Here is a 19,074-nt window from a genome sequence, read left to right on the forward strand (position 1 = left end):
GTATGTCATCTGATCTGCTGTCAATTGGTTCCTCTGGCGTTCAGGCGCAGCAGAAGCTGCTGTGGACGACAGGGAACAATATCAGCAACATCAATACCGAGGGCTATACGCGCCAGCGTACCGAACTCTATACCAATGTTGCTTCGCTCGGTGTCGGTATGAGCAATACCGAACGCATGCTCAATGTCTACGCGCAGCGCGAGATGTGGCGCGATACCTCTTCGCTGGCGATGTATACCTCGGCCTACGAGCAACTCGCCTCGACCGATCAATACCTCAGCAGCAGTGCCAATAGTCTGAATTCGGCGATGAGCAGCTATTTTTCAGCATTCGATACCGCGAATGCCAACCCCAATACCAGCAGCAGTCGTCAGGGGTTGATGAGCAGTGTCAGTTCACTGGTCACTCGCTTTCAAACGGCGTCGACCACCTTGTCCCAGCAACAGAACACGATCAATGGCAGCATCGAGAGTGAGGTCAAGGAGATCAACAGCCTGCTCAGTGGCATCAGTGATCTGAATGCGCAAATTATCAAGGCGCCCAAGAACAGCGATGGCACCACACTGAACCTGATCGATCAGCGCGACGAGATGATTCGCAAGCTATCCGAAAAGATGGATATCCGCACCGTAGCGCAAGACAACGGCAGTACCCTGGTGAACCTGTCCACCGGGCAGTCCCTGGTGCTGGCCAGCGGTGCGGCCAGCCTGGGCGTGACCAAGGGCAATCCGGACAACTCGCAAACGGGATTGCAACTGACGATTGGTACCAGCAGCGCCAGCCTGTCAACCAGCCAGGTCGGCGGGGGCCTGGGTGGCCTGTATCAGGCCCGCCAGGAGCTGGCACCGTTGCAGAACGAAATTGGCCAACTGGCGGTGGCGCTTGCCGACGCGATGAACCAGCAAAATAGCCAGGGCATGACACTGAATAATCAACTGGGTGGGGACATCTTTACCCTGCCTACTTCGCAAGGGCTGGCCAATGCCAACAACGGGGGCACAGGCGCCATCAGCGTCAGCTTTATTCCGGGCAAGGGGAGCAACGTCAGCGCCAACGACTTCGAGGTGAAGTTCACCAGTGCGACGGATTTCGAGGTCTACCGCCTCGATGGCAATAGCAAGACGCTGTTGACCAACGGCTCCACTCCGCCAAACCAGTTTCCACTGGAGGACTATGGTATTCAGCTGGATATTTCCGGGACACCGGCTGCAGGAGACTCCATTGTTCTGCAACCGACCCGTAATGCCGCGCAAAACCTGAGTGTTGCTATCACCAGTACCGATGATTTCGCGCTGGCCGCGCCGGTGACCGGTAGTGCTGATAGCAACAACTATGGCAATGGCACCATTTCGCTGGCCGGGGTTTATAACACCGGAACGGGGTCGCTGATTAACAGCTCCAGCCTGGATGCGACCGCGCCGCAACAAGTCAAGATTGATGCCAGCGGTAACTACGAGGTGTATGACGGCTCCGGCAACCTGCTGGGAGTGGCCGATGCCAGCACCAAGGGACAGAACCTGCTGGCAAACCTCAAGGACACCGCTACCGGCAGCCTGATTTATAGCGACGTCAAGACCACTCCCGGGTTTGATTTCAGCATCAGTGGCACTGTGTCGGCCAATGACAGCTTCACTATCCGTTTCAATACCGACGGCATCAATGACAACTACAACGGTTTGGCATTGGCCGATCTGCAAAACCAGGATTTGGTGCGCAAGGGTAGCAGTGTGAGCGCGGATAGCCAGCAGACCTTTTCCGAGGCGTTCTCCAGTACCTTGTCGTCGCTGGGCTCGACGGTGAGCAGCCTGAATACCAGCATGTCGGCGGCCGAGGCCAAGCTGACGCAGAGTACCAATACTTACAACAGCGAGGCAGGCGTCAGTCTGGATGAGGAAGCGGCAAACCTGATTCGTTTCCAGCAGGCCTATGCTGCGTCGGCACAGATTATTACGGCGGCGCGTGCGGTGTTTGATTCCCTGTTGAGTGCGGCGAGGTAACGGACGATGCGTATTACCACCAACATGATGTATGACCGTAATCTGACCTCGCTGATGAAGAACAGCGAGCGGTTGAGCAAGGCGCTGGATCAGATGAACACGCTGGAGAAGTTCTCGACGGCGGGTGAGTCGCCCAATGGCATGGCTCAGAAGCTCAATCTGACGACGGCCATTGAAAAGTACAAACAGTATGCGAGCAATGGTACCGATCTGCAGGCCAAGCTGACCCAGGAAGAGACCACCCTCGACGCCGTCAATACCGCGCTGGGCAGTGCTTATACCAAGGTGCAACAGATCGTCAATGGTACCAATACCGATGTCGATCGCGAGGCGTTGGCAAGCGAGCTCGAGGAGCTGCAAAAGCAGCTCTACGATCTGATGAACGCCCGCGACGAGAATGGTGAGTATCTGTTTGCCGGGAATCAAAGCCAGACGCAGCCGTTCACCAAGGACAGTAACGGAAACTACATCTATCAAGGTGACAGTGGCCAGCGTTACAGCCAGATCTCCGAGCAGGTGAAGATTGCGTCCAGCGACCCGGGCAGCAGTGTGTTCCAGCAGGTGGCCACCGCGCGTTCGGCCAGTTCTGGCACGGCAAATCTGACGGTCTCGGTCAGCGATTCCAGTCAGTTCTCCAGTTTCTATGGCCAAAAATATGACGCTGCAACCAGCAGTAACAACACCTACAGCGTCGTGACGACAGCGGGCTCACCGGACAGCTATGAAATCCGTGACGCGGCGAACAATGTGTTGCAAAGCGGCGAGTATGTCGCGGGTGACGCCATCGACTTTAACGGCCTGAGCTTGACGGTGGATGTTGCCGCCGGTGGCACGACACAAACCTTCTCGCTGGATGCGCCACAGAACGACAATATATTGAACACGCTCGATGGCATGATTTCTGCATTAAGAGATCCAACGGCCTCTACGGAGCAAATAAATGCCTTGGCGGCGAGTACGCAAACGCATATTTCAAACACCCAAACCAGTGTGAACAGTACGCTGGGTAATATCGGTGGAAGAATGAATAACCTTGATAGCGTGTTGGCGTCCAATGATTCATTGTCGGCGATAAAGAAAGAGGCGAAGGCAAATATATCTGAATTGGATATGTATGATGCCATCACCAATGTCACGAAAGAAAATACCGCGCTGACCATGGCTCAGCAGGCATATTCATTAGTGAACAAGTCGACGTTGTTTGATTATATGTGATACTCGGCATTACTTGTTTAAGTTGCTGTTTTTAAAAGATTTAATATTTTTTATGTTTTGGGCTAAAGATTTTTTAGGAGTCGGCGATAACTATGGTGCCAGTCGGTTGTAGTCCATGGTTTAAATGATAAAAAATTCTAAACTTTTTTATCAAGGTGCCGATAAATTAAACAAGCAAGGCGATGACATCTATTACAAGCCTGCACATTGCTATATTTAGATATGCTTAGGAGAAACCATTATGGCTATGTACGTTAGCACCAACGTATCCTCGCTCAATGCGCAGCGTAATCTCGCCATCGCAAATAAATCGCTGGATACTTCCTATACCCGACTGGCATCCGGTTTGCGTATTAACAGCGCCAAAGACGATGCGGCTGGTTTACAAATTTCAAACCGTCTGACCTCGCAAATTAATGGTCTGGATCAAGGGAACCGTAACGCCAATGACGGTATCTCGCTGGCCCAAACTGCTGAAGGGGCGATGGAAGAAATTACGACCATGCTGCAACGCATCCGGACGCTGGCTCAGCAGTCTGCCAACGGCTCGAACAGTACAGACGATCGGGTTGCCCTGCAGAAGGAAGTCGACCAGTTGTCTGATGAAATTGACCGTGTGGCACAGGATACGGCATTCGGTGGTCGCACCTTGCTGGATGGCACAGCCGGCACCAAGTTCGATTTCCAGGTCGGTGCTTATGACAACCAGGTCATCGGTTTCACCCTGACCGCCTACGCGTTCAACATCAATGGCTTGGCCAGTGCGGTTGCCAACGGTGGCACCTCGGTCGCAGGCTTCTCCAGTGGTGCCGGTAACATTGATGTCTCGACGGCGTCCACGTCACAGATCGTGCTGGCCGGGGTAGACCAGTTGATTAAGGCGGTGGACTCAAAACGTTCCGAGCTGGGTGCGGTGCAGAACCGTCTCGACTCGACGATTCGTAACCAGGCCAACATTGCCGAAAACGTCTCGGCGGCGCGTTCACGTATTCGTGATGCCGATTTTGCGACGGAAACGGCCAACATGACCAAGCAGAATATTCTGCAGCAAGCAGCGTCGACGGTTTTGGCCCAGGCCAACCAGCGTCCGCAGTCCGCACTGCAACTGCTGCAGGGTTAATGCAGACAAAAGAAAACAGGGCGGTTGTTCAGGCCGCCCTGTCGGTAGATGGATTAGAGGGGTGTTCGGTCCGCGGTCTCTAATCTATCGCAGAAGAGTCTCATCTCTTCGGTTACACACTGACGAGTGTGACACAGTTTGGTCCAACTGTGCAGCTTGTCAGCTCATCTCCTGAGCATCAGCTCATTTTTTGCCAGCTTTATGCTGGCTTTTTTTTTGTGACGTCGGGAAGTCGTCACACACCATAGCTTTAGCATTAACTGTGCCAATATCCTTCGCGCCCTGTTTATTTGTGACGGGTATCGACATGCCGGCTCCGAATCTGAGATGAATGCCGCTGGTGGCCTTGTTTGCCTGGCGGCAACAGGTTGCCGGGGCGTTGCGTGTGCCTGCCGGGGGGCGTTCTTGTCGCCGCCGACGATTTTTGCCGCCGGTAAAAAAAAGAGGCAAAAAATTTCCTAAAGCTTTTTCTCGCCATGCCGTTAATCAGGATGAAGCAAATTGAGGGGTGTTCGGAAAATCCAACTTTTTGCGGTGCTGCGGGTCTGACGTCCGGTTCAAACGTCAAGACCCGCCTAGGAGAAGAGGACCTGTTCAATCCTCGACTCCATACAGGTGGGACTCATCACAAAAAGAGTTGATCGAGACCCGCAGTTAATCGTCCATCGGGAGATATCATCATGGCTATGTACATCAACACTAACGTCTCTTCTCTTAACGCCCAGCGTAACCTGACTAACACCACCAAGTCGCTGGACACGTCCTACACCCGTTTGGCTTCTGGTCTGCGTATCAACAGCGCCAAGGATGACGCCGCCGGTCTGCAGATCTCCAACCGTCTGACCTCTCAGATCAACGGTCTGGATCAGGGCAACCGTAACGCCAACGACGGTATCTCCATCGCCCAGACTGCTGAAGGCGCCATGGAAGAAATCACCACCATGCTGCAACGCATGCGTACCCTGGCCCAACAGTCTGCTAACGGTTCCAACACCACCGATGACCGCGCCTCCCTGCAAAAGGAAGTCGACCAGCTGTCATCTGAAATCGACCGTATCGCCTCTGATACCTCGTTCGGTGGTATGAAGCTGCTGGATAAGAGCACCTCTTCCTTCTCCTTCCAGGTCGGTGCCTACTCCAACCAGAAGATCGATTTCAGCATGAGTATCGCCTTCAACATCGCAGGCATGGCCGGTGCTGCCGGTGCCAGCACCACCTTCACCGCCGGGGCTGGTGGTATCAACATCTCTACTGCGAGTGGCGCACAAGGCGTACTGGGTTCCATCGACGACATGATCAAGGTCGTTGACTCCAAGCGTGCGGACCTCGGTGCGGTGCAAAACCGTCTGGACTCCACTGTTCGTAACCAGTCCAACATTGCTGAAAACGTGAGCTCCGCTCGTTCACGTATCCGTGATGCAGACTTCGCAACTGAAACAGCGAACATGACCAAGCAAAACATCCTGCAACAAGCGGCTTCAACGGTACTGGCTCAGGCCAACCAACGTCCGCAAGCTGCACTGTCGCTGCTGGGCTAAACTTAGGACCCGTGTCCTGACAGGAAAGTAAGGAGGGGAATATGGCAAATGACATGGTAAACCTTGCCTCTGCCGTGAACTCTTCTGTGGTGTCAGGTGATATGAGCGGCCGAAAGGCCGCTCAAGCTCATTCTACCGAGGCCCTTGTGAGTAAGGCTGACGTGGAAAAAGCCCAAACCAGCCAGACAGTCCAGTCCGCGGAAGCGGAGGATGCGACCCAGAAGAAAGAGTCTGAGCGGCATGAAATGGAAAAACAGGCCCAAGACTTGCAAGAAATCAGTGATGCGAAGGGATGGGCGGTGAGTTTCCGGGTAGACGATGATCTTGAGCAAACCATCATCAAGGTTGTCGACAGCGATACCCAGAAGACCATCCGTCAGATTCCAAGTGAAGAGTTAGTGACGATCAGCAAACGGATCAAGGCATTGCGGGAAGGAGAGATAGGCGCCAGCGGATTGCAGGGGCTGCTTTTCGATCGTAAGGCCTGACGGTAGAGCTGACCTCAGGAGGTGAAAGAAGATGGCAACGATAACGTCCGCCGGCGCAGGCTCAGGCATTGATCTGGAGAGCGTCATCTCGGCCAGTGTGGCAGCCAAGAAAACGCAGCTGCAGCAACCTATCACCACCAAAAAAACCAATACGCAGATTACGCTGACCGGTGTCGGTCAGCTTAAGTCTGCCATTTCGACGTTCAACACCACGTTAGCCAAGCTCTCGACGGCGGGAGCTTTTAACAAGCGGGCTATCAATATCACTCAAGATAGCGATGACCCGATTCTGAAAATCAGCTCGAACACCGATGCCTCGAACGGTCAGTACAATGTCACCGTCAACAAATTGGCGACCACCAGCAAGGTTGAGGGCACCTTCGCAAGTTCGACCTCCTCGCTGATCACCGAAGATGGCACCCTGACCATCACCGCCGGCGATGGCAACGAGTTTACCGTCGATGTCAAGAAGGGCGACACGCTGCAGCAGATCCGCAAACGCATCAACAATGCGTCGGATAACTTCGGGCTGACCGCCAACATCGTCAACACCTCGGATGGTAAGGCCAAGCTGGTGATTGACTCCGGCGTGACCGGTGCTGGCAATGACCTGAAGATCAGCGGCAGTACCACAGAGCTGAAGATGTTTGAGGCCGACACCAGCAGTGCCACGCCAGTCACTGGCTCGAGCATGTCGCGGACCCAGCAGTCGACGAATGCCGAAATTGACGTCGATGGCAATATTCTGACCAGCGATACCAACACGTTCAAAGACAAGGTACAGGGGCTGGACATCACGGTATTGCGCGTTTCCGACAAGGACAGTGACGGCAACCTCAAGTCGAACAAGGTGGATATCACCACTGACAAGAGCGCCATCAAGACGCTGGTGCAGGAGTTTGTCAGCGCTTACAACACCCTGATTGACAAGAGTACCGAGCTGGGCAAGCGCAATACCATTGTCGGCGGCGAGAGCCAGGATGATGGTGGGGCCCTGGCCGGGGACTCGATGCCTCGTTCGATTCGCACCCTGATGGCCAATACCGTCATGGAGCCGAACAGCGAGATGACGGGGATCAACAGCATCTTCCAGCTTGGTATCAAGATGGATAACGACGGCAAGCTGTCAGTCGACACCGACAAGTTTGATGATGCCCTGGATGACAACTACGAACAGGTCGTTGCGCTGTTCAGTGGCGAAAACGGGGTGGCCGGCAAACTGCAGACCTCGCTCAAGGAGTACACCAAGACCGGGGGCCTGATCTCGCAGCGTCAGGATCAGCTGAACTCGGACCTGCGGGACCTGAGTAGCCGTGAGGCCACTGCGGCCGATCAACTTGAAAAGTATGAAGCCAACTTGCGGGCGCAATATGGTAGTCTCGATACCCTGTTGGCGCAGATGCAAAGCTCAGCCTCGTATTTGAGCTTGCTGAGTACGTCTTAAGTTATTCTGTTCTCAACGCCGAGTGTTGTTGATGTAGAGGACCGTGCATGTACAACCGTAATCTGAAGGCATACAAAACGACCAGTCTCGATGCGGAGATGGCGGTTGCGGATCCGCACCGCATTATCCAGATGCTGATGCAGGGGCTGCTGGAGCGGCTGGCGCAGAGCAAGGGCGCGATCGAGCGTCGGGATTTTGCCGCCAAGTCGGCATCCATCTCCAAGGCGATGGCGATCCTGAATGGGTTGCAGGATTCGCTGGATCTGTCGTTTGGCCAGGTGCCCCAGGATCTGTATGCGTTATATGACTATATGAAAACCCGCTTGATGGATGCCAGCCGGGCGATGGAGACAGCTCCCATCGACGAAGTGGCCAATCTGATGATTACCATCAAGTCAGGCTGGGATCAGATCCCCGAAAGTGAAAAGCAAAAGGCGTTCAGCCAGCAGCGTCAGGGTACATCCGCATGATTGCCCATCTGCAGTTGCTGGATGAGCTGGAGCAACAGACAGCCGCCCTCGAGGCGGCTGTGTCGCATCAACACTGGGAGGAGTCGCAGCGTCTCATGACCTCCCGCCTGGCGATCCTGCAGCAACTGAGCGCAGAGCCGGCCGCCGATCCGCAGGTTCGGCAACGCATTGTAGCCGTTGCGACCAAACTGGCAGAGCAGGAGCAGCTGCTGGTTCAGGTATTGCACCAGCAGCAGCAGGCTATCGAGCATTCGTTGCTGAACCTGCGTACCGCGGAGCGCGCCAGACAGTTATATCAACAGCATCGCTAGGAGAGGGAGATGGCCGAGGTTGAGCAAATCCTGACAGAAGCCGCGGAGATGGAGCGACGCGTAGCCCTGGTCCGGGAGCAGGAACAGGCGATGCGCGATGTGCTGCCGCAACGTTTTGAGGTCAACATGGCGGCATTTCGCCGTTTCGTACCCTCGATTGCCGAACGTTTCGAGCAGTACCGGATCCAGCGCCCATTCGAGATGTTTTGCACCGACAACGGCATTCCGAATCTGCGCTGGCGGGATGATGACAGCACTTTTTATGGTGAAGATCCCTATCAGGAGTGCCTGCAGCAGGTGGAGCTGACGCTGAGCAGCTCCACCATCATCCGTTTCAATCTGGATGTCGAAGGCGACTGGATTGGCCAGCAGCATATCAAGTATATGAATGCGCTGGTGCGGCAAATGAAGGCATTGCAGGCCGAGCATCCGCTGATGGAACAGATCCCCGAATCGATGCCGCTGGGCTTGATGTTCGGTGTCGGCCTTGGTTATCAGCTGGCCTACCTGTATGAGCGCTGTCAAATTGCCAACCTCTACCTTTTTGAACCGAATGAGGATCTGTTCTACGCCTCGCTCCACGCGTTCGACTGGGCGCCGTTGCTGGAGTACCTGCATAGCCAGAACATGGGCCTGCATATTTTCCTTGGCCAGCAAGAAGATGAGGTCCTGACGGCGTTTCGCGAGGTCAGTGAAAAACGGTCACCGTTTTTATGTTCCACGGCCTTTGGGCTGGTGCACTACCGTTCCGAAGTCTTGCAGGGCCTGGTGGGGAAAGTGGCGCGCGAGATGTTTTTCATCAGCATGGGCTGGGGATTTTTTGACGACACCCTGTTCTCCTTGTCACAAAGTCTGAACAACATGGAAGCCGGGGTGCCTTTCTTCCGTCGCGATGTCGCGCTGCCCGTGGAGTGGCGCCATGTTCCGGTGTTCATCGTGGCCAACGGTCCCTCGTTTGATCGCTCGGTGGAGCTGATCCGCCAGCATCAGGACAAGGCGATTGTCATTGCCTGTGGTACGGCCGTGACGGCGCTCCACAAGGCAGGCATCTGTCCGGATATCTATCTGGCGGTGGAGCGCATTACCTCGGTACCAGCCTCTCTGCGCAGCATTGGCGATCCGGAGTATCTGCAACGCATTCTGTGTATCGGCCCGGATGTGCTGCATCCGGAGTGTCGGGATCTGTTCCGTGATCGCATCTATGGCTTCAAGGGTGACGAGCCGATGTTCTCGCTGCTGTTTGCCAATACCGAACTGATGCAGCAGTACCGCAAGTTCGCCTTTATCAACCCGCTGGTCGGCAACATCGGGGTCAGCCTGCCGTTGCATCTGGGCTTCGACAACCTCTATCTGCTGGGGCTGGATAACGGCTACCGCTCTGCCGAACATCACCACTCCAAGTACAGTTTCTATTACGACGACAAGGGCGAGACCAAGAACGAGTTTAAACAGATGGCGCTGGCACAAGGCGACTGTGTACTGCCAGCCAACTTTGGTGGCGAGGTGATCTCGAACCGGTTGTTTGCCGCCTCCGTGCTGATGATGGAAGTCGCCCTGTCGCATTTTCCCCATGCCCAGTGTCACAACTGCAGCGATGGCGCCGCGATTCAAGGGGCCATGCCGTTGCCGCTGGAGGCGCTGGATCTTGCCGATTTTCCGGTGCTCGACAAGTCGGAACTGCGGCGCTTCTTGCTGGAGCAGATGTCAGCCCCGGTGCCCATCAGCCGTGCCGAGGTGGCGGACTATATGGACCAGACCTTCTTTAGCATGCTGCTGGCGCGAGTGAAGACAGACTGGGAGACGATGCCGACGTCACGGCTGGATCTGATTCAGTTGATGCAGAAGCAGATGGAGTATCTGAGTCAGGTGGCACTGAGCCGCCAGCGACATATCAGTCAGGTGCTATACGGAACCTTCAATTCGTTGTTTACGCTGATCACCCATCTGGCTTACAGCATCAGTGATGAACAACAGGCGCTGGCCGCTGTGGATTCACTGCGACCGACGATGCAACTGTTCTTCGATACCATCAGTCGCCTCTATCCCCACGGCCTGCAACTGATTCAGGGTCAGCACCAGGCGGTCTATCGCCAGGCGCTCGAGGAGTAATCCCATCAGGGCCGGCGACAGCACCGGCCCTGGTTACCGCTTATTCGGCCGGATTTGCTTGTAGATCATCCCAACTCAGCGGGGTATTGGCCGCCAGTGCGCGACGCGCCACGGCATTGACCACGCGATCGAAATCTGCTGGTGGCAGCCCCAGGCCAGGTCTGACGGAACGTACGTGCTCCGAGGTCAAGCGTTCGCCTGCCGAGACGGCCTTGACCAGATACAGCGAGCGTCGGAACTGGATATTGTGCTGTTCGCTGGCGCTCAGACTATAGCGCGGGGCGCCGATGGCGGACCAGGCAGTGCGGGTATCTTGCGCCAGCTGAGCCAGCTCCTCGGGCTCCATCGAAAAGGCACTGTCCGGACCGCCATCGGCACGGCGCAGTGTAAAGTGCTTCTCGATGAGCGTGGCACCGACGGCCGTGGCGGCGATGGCAGTGGCTGAACCTAGCGTGTGGTCGGAGAGGCCCACCTCGACGCCAAATCGTTGGCGCATGTCGGCGATGGTGGCCAGGTGATACTCTGCGGCGGGAGCAGGGTAACCACTGACGCAGTGCAGCAGCGCTACCTCGCCACAGCCATGTTTGTGTGCCGTCTCCAGCGCGGCAGCGATCTCGCGTTCGTTGGCCATGCCGGTCGAGATGATCAACGGTTTGCCGGTTTCGGCCGCATAGCGGATCAATGGCAGATCAATGGCTTCGAACGAGGCAATCTTGTAGGCCGGCGCATCCAGCTCGGCCAGCAGGTCGATGGCCGTGAAGTCAAACGGGCTGCTGAAGACGGTGATCCCCAGCTGCTTGCCGAGGGCAAACAGCGGCGCATGCCACTCCCAGGGCATATGCGCCCACTGATACAGGTCATATAACCGCTTGCCATCCCAAAGTCCGCCGTGAATCATGAACTCGGGGCGATCCGAGTCCAAGGTGATGGTGTCCGGACGATAGGTTTGTAACTTGACGGCATCGGCGCCTGCCTCTTTGGCGGCGCGCACTATGTTCAGCGCCCGCTCCAGGGAGCCGTTGTGATTGGCCGACAGCTCGGCAATCAGGTAGGGGGCGTGGTCGCGGCCAATTGGCCGACCGGCAATCTTCATGTATGTGTCCTCAATAGGGTGGCCAGACGGGTCAACCCTTGTCCATCCACCAGGGCTTGTCCGCGCTGGCGATACGCTTCGGCTTGCACTTGCAGTCGGGTCAGTGCGGCAGCCAAGCGTTCAGGTGTCTCGAGCTCGGCTAGCGTCAACCGCTCTCCCAGGGCGAAGTGGGCGATCACCGCATCATTAAACTGCTGATTGTCGGCGATGGGAATGCTCAATGTCGGCAGGCCGACACAGCAGCGCTCCCACATCATGCCGCCGGCTGCGCCGATGGCAAAGTCATGTGCGGCCAGCAGATCCGCCACCTGATCGCTGTGGCGCAGCAGGGAGACGCGAGCCGGATGGCGCGCCAGCCACTGCTGCAATGTCTCCCAGTCCGGATTCGCGGCACCGGCCAGCAGGGTCCATTCACAGCGCGACCACCAGTCGCTGGCCGTCAGTGCCTGCAGCGTGAGCAGACAGGCGTGGGCCGGATCGGCGCCACCAAAGCTGATGAAGCCGCGGCGGAAGGGCGTCGAGGCCGATTTGCGCCGGGCGACAAATTCCGGGCGCAGCAGTGCATAGTCGGCGCCGAGCAGCAAGCGGCAGTCGGCATTCAGCAGCGGGCGGTAGTCGGCCTCGCTGCGCAGGGGGCCCTGATCGAGCAGCAGATCGGCGTCGTGGCGACGGTCGGCCAAATCATCCAGCACCAGCAGTTTGCTGCCGTGGCGCCGGACACGGCCTTCAAATTCGGCATCCAACCCATAATGGTCGACGATGACCCAGCGCGGCGTCAGTGCGGTCAGCAGCGGCCAAAACGCGGCATCATGGTCCAGCTCCCGCACTGGATACGCCAGCAGCTTGGGGCGCAAGGTCGGTGGCAGCGGGCGGCAGGCGAAGGCGCAGCGCCCGCCTTGCGCGCTCAGGGTCTCGGCGATGGCCAGACAACGCATCAGGTGCCCGGTACCGATCTGGCTATCGGCATCCAGACGGAACAGGTAGTCAACCGGCATCATGCTGCTGCAGCGCCTGATAGAGCAGCTCGGCCAATTGCCAGTCCTCTTCGGTATCGATGTCGACCACCCGGTAACGCGGCAGCAGGTGCGCCAGCCCGTTCCCGTCGAACACCCCGCGCCCCTCGAGCCAGGCCTCACGTCGTCCCCAGTAGAACTGACCGGCATCCTGATAGGCCGGTGTCAAATCCTGGCTGCGTTTGGCCATGTTTTCCGGCCAAAACGGGGTGGCGCAGCCATTGGCCGCCAGTTGTAACGCGCGTTGGATGGGAAAGCCGAAGGCGGCGGCGCTGAAGGCAAAATCCGCAGCACAATCATTCAGCCGCTGATAAGCCGCCAACAGATCGCAGGCCCGGATCAACGGCACGGTCGCGTAGATGCAACAGTAGCTGTCAGCCGACAGTCCGCGCCGATCCAGCTGCTGGATGGCATCCACAACGACGGCGGCGGTACCGGTATGGTCGTCTGCCAGTCGGGCTGCACGCAGAAACGGTGTCGTGGCGCCATGGTCGCGGGCGACGGCGGCAATCTCAGCGTCATCGGTGGAGACGATGATGTGCTCGAAGCAGCCAGCCGCCCGGGCCGCCGCAATGGCATAACTGATCATCGGCTGACCGCAGAAGTCGCGGATATTCTTGCGTGGAATGCGCTTGCTGCCACCGCGGGCAGGGATGATGGCAATCGTCATGCAGGCTCCTGTGGCGGCCGCCTGTCGCGGCGGCGCTCAAGTTTTTGGCCAGTGGGTCGATAATAGATAGGTGCGGTTATTCTGTCACCAACTGACTGAATTATTTCAAAAAATGAGTGTACTGTCCCGCCATGTGTCACCTCCGGTGATATAGTGGACAGCGTTTTGGGCCCACGCTTGTCTGCGGCGGGTCTGCTGCAGGTAGTAAGGAGAACTGGCATGTCGCATGGGGTGGTCCCCCCGGGTTTTTGCCCGACCTTCGAACGTTACGGCATTCAGCTTAGACGGTTGCAGGCCGATGACCTGGAACGGGTACGCCAATGGCGGAATGACCCGAAAATTGCCAGCCAGATGCTGGACCAGACCTACATTACGGCGCCGATGCAGCAGGCCTGGTTCGAACGTTTGCAGCGCTCCGACAGCGCCTGCTATTACGTGGCCTGGTTTCGCCAGCAGCCGATCGGGGTCGCGTCCCTGACGGCCATCGACTGGCAGGCCGGGTCGGCCGAACCGGGGATGTATATCTACCCGGATGAGTTCCGTAGTAATCTACTGCCGTTTTGTGTCGCCTTTGCCCTCAATGACATGGCGTTCGAGGCATTGGGACTGAGCCGCCTGTATGGCAAGATTTTTACCAGCAATCCGGCGTCGATTCGCTTTCACACCGCCTGCGGCTATCAACAGCTTGGCGAGGCCGAAGGAACCCTGATCCGCTACCAATTGCTGCCGGAGTGCTATCGTCCGGCACGTGACCAAATTTCCCGTTTTATCAGGTACTGACGATGAAAAAATCCCTTGTTCAACTCTTTGCCGATGCCCTGGCGATTGCGCCCGAGCTGGTCAGTGATGATCTGACGTATCAGAGCATTCCGCAGTGGGACTCGGTGGCCCATATGACGTTGATTGCCGGCCTGGAGGATGAGTATGAGATCATGCTCGATACTGATGACATCATTGACATGAGCTCGGTGGCCAAGGCGCGGCAGATCCTGGCCAAGTACGGAGTCGAGGCCTGATGGGGTTGCTCAGTGGCAAGACGGTGCTGATCACCGGTGCCAGCCGGGGGATCGGCCGGGCAATTGCCGAACGTTTTGCCGCCGAAGGAGCAACGCTGTTCCTCGCGGTACGTGACCTTGCGCCAGGCCAAGCCCTTGCCCACCAGTTGCAGGCAGAACAGGGGATAGCCTGCCACGCCTTCAGCTGTGATGTGGCGGATGCCGAGGCGGTCAAGAGCCTGTTTCGTACCCTGTTTAGCCACAGCAAAACCCTGGATGTGCTGGTCAACAATGCCGGCGTGCTCGACGATGCGTTGATCGGCATGGTGACTCCGACCCAGGTGGAGCGCACCTTCGCCAGCAACAGCTTCAGCGTGCTCTACTGCAGCCAGTATGCGGCGCGCATGATGCAGCGTGCTGGCGGTGGCAGCATCATCAACCTGTCGTCGATTATCGGGCGGGTCGGCAATGCCGGCCAGGCGGTGTATGGCGGCAGCAAGGCGGCAGTGATTGGCATGACCCAGTCCCTGGCCAAGGAGCTGGCACCGCAGCAGATTCGTGTCAATGCCATCGCCCCGGGGTTTATCGATACCGACATGGCGCACTCGCTACCGGAGGAGAAGTTCCAGCAGCGGCTGCAGAGCATCGCCATGGGGCGCATCGGCTCGGCTGATGAGGTGGCCAAGGTGGCGCTGTTTTTAGCCAGTGGCCTGTCGAGCTATGTTACCGGCCAGGTGATTGGTGTCGACGGAGGCATGCTGATATGACGTTGTGGCAGCGCCTGCTGGCGCATGATGGCGTCGCCGTGTATGCCGACCAGCAGAGCGTGAGCTACGCCCGGCTGCGCACGCAAAGCCAGGCGTTGGCCGCGCAGTTATGGGGGCCATCTCCCCAGGCTGCCGGGCGGCAACTGGTGCTGCTGCAGGCAGACAACAGCCTGCCGAGCCTGCTCAACTACCTGGCCTGTCTGTGGGCCGGGCACGCTATCTTGCTGGTGAATGCGGATCTGCCGGCGGCCAGCGTCGAGGCGTTGCTGCAGCAGTATGACCCGCATCTGTGGCTCAGGCCGGCGGCGGCTCCGCTGCCGCGACATGCCCGCCCGCTGCCCCTGCTGCCGGAGCTGGCACTGCTGTTGACCACCTCAGGCTCCACCGGTGGCGCCAAGCTGGTGCGCCTGAGCGAGCAGAACCTGATCGCCAATGCCGAGTCGATCGTGACTTACCTTGAGATGGCAGCCGATCACCTGGCATTGACGGCCTTGCCGTTTGCCTACTCCTACGGCCTGTCCGTCATCCACTCCCATCTGCTGTGCGGGGCCGGCCTGGTGCTGACCAACGACGGGCCGTTGCAACGCGGCTTCTGGGAGTGCCTCAAACGTTATCCGGTGACACAACTGACCGGCGTCCCCTACAGCTACCAGATTTATGAACAACTGCGCCTGCGGCGTCAGGTGTGGCCCCATCTGCGCATCCTGACCCAGGCCGGCGGCCGGCTGGCCGCGGAGCGAGTGCGCGAGTATGCGCTCTGGTGCCGCGAGCAGGGCATCCGTTTCTACGTGATGTATGGTCAGACCGAAGCCACGGCACGCATCAGCTATCTGCCGCCGGAGCTGGCGGCAGAGCACCCGGATAGCATCGGCCAGGCGATTCCCGGTGGCGAGCTGTTGCTGCTCGATGACGCCGGCGTGCCGCAACCGCTGGCGTATGGGGTGGAGGCGGAGCTTGGCTATCGCGGACCGAATGTGATGCTCGGTTATGCCGAATCACAGGCCGATCTGGCCGCTCCGGCGATGCCGCCGTTGTTGCGGACCGGCGATCTGGGCTATTGCAGCGCCGATGGGCTCTGGCACATCACCGGGCGCCTGAAGCGACAGATCAAGCTTTCCGGCGTGCGTTGGCAGCTTGATTCGCTGGAGCGGCAGTGCCGTGATCTGGGCTGGGAGCTGGTGGCCTGTGGTCAGGATCAGGCGCTGCGCATCGCCTGCAGCGCGGCCGACGAGGTGGCGACGGTGAGTGACTATCTGCAACAGCAACTTGGCCTGCATCCGAGCCTGTTTCGTGTCGCCGCGATCCAGGCGCTGCCGCGCACTGCCGCCGGTAAGCTCGATTATCCGGCCCTGCAGCGCCAGATCGAGGAGGCCTGCGCATGAGCGGCTTTGCTGAGCGGGATGCCGCCGATGCTACCGAGCTGGAAGCGAGTCTGCAGGCACTGCTGGCGGCCCCCGTCTATGGTTTGCCACAGACACAAAAGTCGCGGCTGTTGCTACGGCGCCTGAACGCGCTGAGCCAGTGGCATCAACAGCAGTGTCCGGCGTTTGCCCGCATCCTTGAGGGCTACGGCTGGGATGTCGGCGCATCGGGCTATGAAGTGTTGCCCTATCTGGCCGTGCGACTGTTCAAGCATCTGCTGCTGGCCAGCGTACCGGAGGCAGAGCGCTTCAAGACCTTGACCTCCTCTGGCACCACCGGGGCGGTCTCTCGTATCGTGCTCGACCGGAGCACGGCGGCGCTGCAGAGCAAGGTGCTGGTGAGCCTGCTGCAGGATTTCATTGGCAAACAACGGCTGCCGATGCTGCTGATCGAACAACCGGCGCTGATCCAGAACCGCAGCGGGTTTTCGGCGCGCGGCGCCGGGGCATTGGGGCTCTCCTTTCTGGGCCGCGATCATCACTATGCGCTGGATGAACAGATGCAGCCCAACTGGCCGGTGATCGACGCCTTCTGCGATCGGTATGCCAATCAGCCGGTGCTGATCTTCGGCTTCACCTTCATGGTCTGGCAATGCCTGCTGGAGCCGTTGCGCGCGCGCGGTCTGCAGTTGCCCCTGCAGCAGGGGATCCTGTTCCACAGCGGTGGCTGGAAGAAGCTGCAGCACCTGGCGGTAGACAACGCCGCGTTCAAGCGCCGTTGCCAGCAGCTGCTGGGACTAAGCCGGGTGCACAATTTTTATGGCATGGTCGAGCAGGTCGGCTCGGTGTTCGTCGAATGCGAGGCCGGGCACCTGCATGCGCCGGCCATGGCCGACGTACTGGTGCGCGATCCCCTGACGCTGGCCCCTGTGCCGCTGGGGCAGCCAGGCTTGCTGCAGGTATTGTCGGCCCTGCCATACAGTTACCCGGGACACAGTGTGCTGACCGAGGATCTGGGGGTGTTGCTGGGCGAGGATGACTGCCCCTGTGGCCGACATGGCCGTTACTTTAGCGTGCTGGGTCGCCAGCAGGGAGCCGAGGTGCGCGGATGCAGCGACACATTCCAGTAACCGGGTGGCCGGAACAGGGTATCGAATTTGTGTTACCGACGTCCGGCTGGCACGGTTTCACCACGCCACCACTGGCGGTGGCCGACCCATGTGTGGTGGCCTTCTGTCACGTCCTGTCCCAGCGGTTGTTATCCCTGGGGCGGGCATGGCCGGACCTGATGGCGCTGGGTTTCTGGTTACGGCCTGCTGCGCTGCAGGCCCATCTGCCAGCCTATGCCGCGCGCTCACCGCTAGGCTTGACGTTACACCTGGTGCCATCGAATGTGCCGACGCTCGGTGTCTTCTCCTGGCTGATGGCGCTGCTGGCGGGCAACAGCGCCATCGTGCGGCTATCACGACGCCAGGATGCGGTGCAGCAACAGTTGCTGGCCGTGTGCGCGGATTTGTTAGCCAGGCCCGAGTGGCAGCCGATCGCCGATCGGGTGCGTTTCATCCGCTATGGCCACGATGAGGCGATCACGGCCGCCCTGTCGGCTCGTTGCGACCTGCGGGTCGTCTGGGGCGGCGATGCCACTGTCAATGCCATTCGCGCCATCCCGCTGCCACCGCGGGCCAGGGAACTGGTGTTTCCCGACCGCCGCTCACTGGCGGTGCTGGATGCCGCCGGCTGGCGAGCTCTGGACGAAGCAGGCAGGCAGCGACAGATGACGGCGTTGGCGCAGGACATCAGCCAGTTCAACCAGCAGGCCTGTGCTTCACCGACCACGCTGGTCTGGCTCGGTGAGTGGCAGGGCCATGAACGCGGCGAACTGTTGGCAGCGCTGGCTGCACCGTTTGCCTTTGCGCCGGCCAATGGTATGGCACGGCTGGTGAACAGCCAGCTGGCGTTGGCTACTGCTGAAGCGCAGACGCAAACGACGGCTGGAACCCTGAGTCTATTACAGGCCGCGGCTCTGCAGCCGCAGGTTATGGTGGGCGGTGGTGTGCTGCTAGAGCGGCACTATCCCGACATGGACGCATGGCTGGCGGATGGCGATCAGGTGCAGACCTGCGTCTGTGTCGGCCTATCGGCCGATGCGGTCGCTGCCGTCTTGCGTCAATATTCCGCCACCCGCATCGATCGGCTGGTGGCGCCGGGGCAGGCGCTGGCATTTGACTGGTTTTGGGATGGACAGGATCTGCTGGCCAGCATGAGCCGCCAGACGCGCGTGGGCTAACGCTACGCCGCCGGAAGTGACGGTATGCTGCAGAGTGTGAAAGCGCGCTCAACGCTGTCCGCGCCGCTACTGCAGCTGGCACACAACTTGTATCGTCCGCCACAGGGATGCAGATCGAGGCGCCATGCAGCGGACAGCGTCGTGCGGTAGCCATGTCTGTTGCCGGCGGTATTGCCCGCGGGTGATGACGAATTGA

General features: G+C 58.7%; 18 protein-coding genes. 15 read left to right on the forward strand and 3 right to left on the reverse strand.

Annotation, left to right across the window (positions count from 1 at the left end; genetic code table 11):
- The first annotated feature begins 2 nt into the window (after window positions 1-2).
- From flgK to ACFOSS_RS01555, 9 genes are all read left to right on the forward strand, one after another.
- Entirely contained in the window at window positions 3-1,997 is a 1,995-nt protein-coding gene (gene flgK / locus ACFOSS_RS01515; RefSeq protein ID WP_377150183.1) for a flagellar hook-associated protein FlgK, read from the forward strand.
- A gap of 6 nt (window positions 1,998-2,003) precedes the next feature.
- The gene (flgL, locus tag ACFOSS_RS01520; RefSeq protein WP_377150185.1) at window positions 2,004-3,212 is read left to right on the forward strand and encodes a flagellar hook-associated protein FlgL; all 1,209 of its coding nucleotides are present in this window, start codon (window positions 2,004-2,006) and stop codon (window positions 3,210-3,212) included.
- Between the two features lie 241 nt (window positions 3,213-3,453).
- Window positions 3,454-4,332: a flagellin N-terminal helical domain-containing protein gene (locus ACFOSS_RS01525; protein ID WP_377150187.1), complete on the forward strand. Its 879-nt coding sequence runs from the start codon at window positions 3,454-3,456 to the stop codon at window positions 4,330-4,332.
- Between the two features lie 680 nt (window positions 4,333-5,012).
- Window positions 5,013-5,870, forward strand: a complete 858-nt coding sequence (locus tag ACFOSS_RS01530) for a flagellin N-terminal helical domain-containing protein (RefSeq protein ID WP_377150189.1) — start codon at window positions 5,013-5,015, stop codon at window positions 5,868-5,870.
- Window positions 5,871-5,911: 41 nt separating this feature from the next.
- Complete coding sequence (locus ACFOSS_RS01535) at window positions 5,912-6,358, forward strand: flagellar protein FlaG (RefSeq protein WP_377150191.1); 447 nt, start codon at window positions 5,912-5,914, stop codon at window positions 6,356-6,358.
- Window positions 6,359-6,389: 31 nt separating this feature from the next.
- Entirely contained in the window at window positions 6,390-7,802 is a 1,413-nt protein-coding gene (gene fliD / locus ACFOSS_RS01540; protein ID WP_377150193.1) for a flagellar filament capping protein FliD, read from the forward strand.
- 47 nt (window positions 7,803-7,849) lie between these two features.
- The gene (gene fliS / locus ACFOSS_RS01545; protein WP_111896840.1) at window positions 7,850-8,272 is read left to right on the forward strand and encodes a flagellar export chaperone FliS; all 423 of its coding nucleotides are present in this window, start codon (window positions 7,850-7,852) and stop codon (window positions 8,270-8,272) included.
- Window positions 8,269-8,583, forward strand: coding sequence for a hypothetical protein (locus ACFOSS_RS01550; protein WP_377150196.1), 315 nt, complete (start codon window positions 8,269-8,271; stop codon window positions 8,581-8,583). Before fliS ends, ACFOSS_RS01550 begins: the two co-directional genes overlap by 4 nt.
- 9 nt (window positions 8,584-8,592) lie before the next feature.
- Window positions 8,593-10,692: a motility associated factor glycosyltransferase family protein gene (locus ACFOSS_RS01555; protein WP_377150198.1), complete on the forward strand. Its 2,100-nt coding sequence runs from the start codon at window positions 8,593-8,595 to the stop codon at window positions 10,690-10,692.
- 40 nt (window positions 10,693-10,732) lie between these two features.
- On the opposite strand, the gene pseI is transcribed toward ACFOSS_RS01555, so the two are convergent.
- Genes pseI through pseF form a run of 3 tightly spaced genes read right to left on the reverse strand, consistent with a single transcriptional unit; the run spans window position 10,733 to window position 13,468 of the window.
- On the reverse strand, window positions 10,733-11,785 hold the full coding sequence (pseI, locus tag ACFOSS_RS01560; protein WP_377150200.1) for a pseudaminic acid synthase: 1,053 nt from the start codon (window positions 11,783-11,785) through the stop codon (window positions 10,733-10,735).
- Window positions 11,782-12,783: a UDP-2,4-diacetamido-2,4,6-trideoxy-beta-L-altropyranose hydrolase gene (pseG, locus tag ACFOSS_RS01565; protein ID WP_377150202.1), complete on the reverse strand. Its 1,002-nt coding sequence runs from the start codon at window positions 12,781-12,783 to the stop codon at window positions 11,782-11,784. Before pseG ends, pseI begins: the two co-directional genes overlap by 4 nt.
- Window positions 12,770-13,468, reverse strand: coding sequence for a pseudaminic acid cytidylyltransferase (gene pseF, locus ACFOSS_RS01570; RefSeq protein ID WP_377150204.1), 699 nt, complete (start codon window positions 13,466-13,468; stop codon window positions 12,770-12,772). Before pseF ends, pseG begins: the two co-directional genes overlap by 14 nt.
- Before the next feature lie 219 nt (window positions 13,469-13,687).
- Between pseF and ACFOSS_RS01575 the strand changes: the two genes are divergently transcribed.
- Genes ACFOSS_RS01575 through ACFOSS_RS01600 form a run of 6 tightly spaced genes read left to right on the forward strand, consistent with a single transcriptional unit; the run spans window position 13,688 to window position 18,878 of the window.
- On the forward strand, window positions 13,688-14,248 hold the full coding sequence (locus ACFOSS_RS01575; RefSeq protein WP_377150206.1) for a GNAT family N-acetyltransferase: 561 nt from the start codon (window positions 13,688-13,690) through the stop codon (window positions 14,246-14,248).
- A gap of 2 nt (window positions 14,249-14,250) precedes the next feature.
- The gene (locus ACFOSS_RS01580; RefSeq protein ID WP_377150208.1) at window positions 14,251-14,484 is read left to right on the forward strand and encodes an acyl carrier protein; all 234 of its coding nucleotides are present in this window, start codon (window positions 14,251-14,253) and stop codon (window positions 14,482-14,484) included.
- The gene (locus ACFOSS_RS01585) at window positions 14,481-15,230 is read left to right on the forward strand and encodes an SDR family NAD(P)-dependent oxidoreductase (RefSeq protein WP_377150641.1); all 750 of its coding nucleotides are present in this window, start codon (window positions 14,481-14,483) and stop codon (window positions 15,228-15,230) included. The genes ACFOSS_RS01580 and ACFOSS_RS01585 overlap by 4 nt, the downstream gene beginning before the upstream one ends.
- Complete coding sequence (locus ACFOSS_RS01590) at window positions 15,227-16,612, forward strand: AMP-binding protein (protein ID WP_377150210.1); 1,386 nt, start codon at window positions 15,227-15,229, stop codon at window positions 16,610-16,612. Before ACFOSS_RS01585 ends, ACFOSS_RS01590 begins: the two co-directional genes overlap by 4 nt.
- Window positions 16,613-16,662: 50 nt before the next feature.
- A complete protein-coding gene (locus ACFOSS_RS01595) occupies window positions 16,663-17,721 on the forward strand; it encodes a LuxE/PaaK family acyltransferase (RefSeq protein ID WP_377150642.1) in 1,059 nt (352 codons plus the stop codon).
- The gene (locus ACFOSS_RS01600) at window positions 17,700-18,878 is read left to right on the forward strand and encodes an acyl-CoA reductase (protein ID WP_377150212.1); all 1,179 of its coding nucleotides are present in this window, start codon (window positions 17,700-17,702) and stop codon (window positions 18,876-18,878) included. The genes ACFOSS_RS01595 and ACFOSS_RS01600 overlap by 22 nt, the downstream gene beginning before the upstream one ends.
- Window positions 18,879-19,074 lie beyond the last annotated feature (196 nt).

Origin of the sequence: Pseudaeromonas sharmana, from assembly GCF_042649925.1 — a bacterium.
Lineage (GTDB): Bacteria > Pseudomonadota > Gammaproteobacteria > Enterobacterales > Aeromonadaceae > Pseudaeromonas > Pseudaeromonas sharmana.